At 56.8% G+C, this 2,160-nt stretch carries 1 protein-coding gene and 1 pseudogene; both read left to right on the top strand.

Annotated features, from left to right (window positions below; all coding sequences use genetic code 11):
• Positions 1-1,210 (top strand): annotated as a pseudogene (gene glnA, locus CH74_RS17320) (type I glutamate--ammonia ligase); the annotation flags it as partial.
• A gap of 120 nt (positions 1,211-1,330) precedes the next feature.
• On the top strand, positions 1,331-1,948 hold the full coding sequence (locus tag CH74_RS17315) for a DUF4124 domain-containing protein (RefSeq protein ID WP_048308794.1): 618 nt from the start codon (positions 1,331-1,333) through the stop codon (positions 1,946-1,948).
• The last annotated feature ends 212 nt before the right edge of the window (positions 1,949-2,160 follow it).

Genomic DNA, 2,160 nt, shown 5'->3' with positions numbered 1-2,160 from the left:
TGCGCCCGGAAGATGGCTCGGGTTTTCTCGATCCGTTCACTGAAGATGCCACTCTGATACTGCGCTGCGACATCATCGAGCCCGCCACCATGCAGGGTTACGAGCGTGATCCGCGCTCCATTGCCAAGCGTGCCGAAGCCTATCTTGCCAGCACCGGACTGGGGGATACCGCTTTCTTTGGGCCAGAGCCTGAATTCTTCATCTTCGACGAAGTGCACTGGAAAAACGATATCCAGCACACCATGTATCGTATTTCCTCGGAAGAGGGCGCCTGGGCCACGGACTCCACCAGCGTCGAGGGTGGCAACCTCGGCCATCGTCCCAGGCTCAAGGGCGGCTACTTCCCGGTTCCCCCGGTGGATTCCCATCACGACATACGAAGCGCCATGTGCAACACCTTGGAAGCAATCGGCCAGTCGGTGGAGGTGCATCATCATGAAGTGGCCAATGCCGGGCAGAACGAGATTGGGGTGAAGTTCAACACCCTGGTCAAGAAGGCCGACGAGGTCCAGGAGATGAAATACGTCATTCACAACGTGGCTCACGCCTACGGCAAGACGGCAACCTTCATGCCTAAGCCGCTAGTAGGTGACAACGGCTCCGGCATGCATATTCACCAGTCCTTCTGGAAAGATGGCGAGAACATGTTCGCCGGTGACGAATACGCCGGACTCTCCGAGATGGCGCTTTACTATATTGGCGGCGTCATCAAGCACGCCCGAGCCTGAACGCCTTCACCAATCCGGCCACCAACTCCTACAAGCGACTGGTGCCGGGCTTCGAGGCGCCGGTAATGCTGGCCTACTCGGCGCGTAACCGCAGTGCCTCGATTCGTATTCCCTATACCGCGAGCCCCAAGGGCAAGCGGGTGGAAACGCGCTTCCCGGATCCGGTCGCCAACCCGTATCTCGCGTTTGCGGCACTTCTGATGGCGGGGCTCGACGGCATCAAGAACAAGATCCACCCCGGCGATGCCATGGACAAGAATCTCTACGACCTGCCGCCGGAAGAGGGCAAGTCCGTGCCCACCGTGGCAACGAGCTTGGAGCAAGCCCTTGAATGCCTGGACAAGGATCGTGCCTTTCTCACCGAAGGCGGGGTATTCACCGATGACATGATCGATGCCTACATTGAGGTGATCGGTGAGGACGTCGAGCGTCTGCGCATGGCCACTCACCCGCTCGAGTTCGATATGTATTACAGCTGCTGATTACAGAAAAGAGATCAATGGCCGATAGGTCATGAGAAGCAGGGGCTCCCTCGGGAGCCCTTTTTACGTCACATCAAGACACCGCTCTATGCTTGTGACGAGGATCACGAGGAAGCTTTCATGAAGCGTTTTCTATCCTGCATACTCATAAGCTGCTTTTCATTGGGTGGCGTCGATGCGGCTACGGTTTATCGAAGCGTGGACGCTCAAGGTAATACCGTCTTTACCGATACCCCAAGCCAAGATAGCCAGCGCATCAAGCTCAAATCCCTTACGGTGGTACCTTCGCAAGAGCCTGAACCTCCTGCTTCGAAAGCGCCTAAGACCTCAGCCGAGAAAAAAGCGGCCCCTCGCTCTTCACGCAACGTCTCAGGCGGGCCCTTCATGCCCTATTCCACCTTCAGGATTGCGTCGCCTGAAGACGGATACACGCTGCAGACCGGGTACGGCGGCGATATCGTCATCGACATAGCGGTAGAGCCTGAACTGCGCAAGGATCATCGCATCCGCTTGCTGATGGATGGTGACGTCAGTCAATCCGCAATGCATACCCAGGTTTTCATGCTCAGCAACTTGAATCGTGGCGAACACACCTTGCGTGCGGAGCTGATCGATTCCCAAGGCCAAGTGCGTCATCGCAGCGACCCAGTGACTCTCTACGTACAACGGGCCAGCGTCAATCTGCCCTCCAACCCGAACAATCCTGCGGGGCGTCCCCCAGATCAAACAGGCAACTAAGCGTTGTCGACTCCAAAAGCAGGGATAGAGCAGGCATGCTTTCCCGGATGTGCACCACTATGGTGCATGGCCCTGATGCCTTTCCAGCCAGGAACAGGATGAATCCTTAAACGTGCCTGCGATGCAGTTCTTGCATCGTCATGTGCACGCATGTCCATCAGGGAGCACAGGATGCATCAACGATTATTGGAACATCTGACGACTGCCGTCAT

Origin of the sequence: Halomonas sp. PR-M31 (assembly GCF_001039575.1) — a bacterium.
Lineage (GTDB): Bacteria > Pseudomonadota > Gammaproteobacteria > Pseudomonadales > Halomonadaceae > Modicisalibacter.
The sequence above is the reverse complement of the archived record's forward strand: the minus strand, read 5'-3'. Positions and strand labels throughout refer to the sequence as shown.

Coding starts and splice junctions, on each gene's coding strand:
- CH74_RS17315 (WP_048308794.1), top strand. CDS start 1,331: ATGAAGCGTTTTCTATCCTGCATACTCATAAGCTGCTTTTCATTGGGT.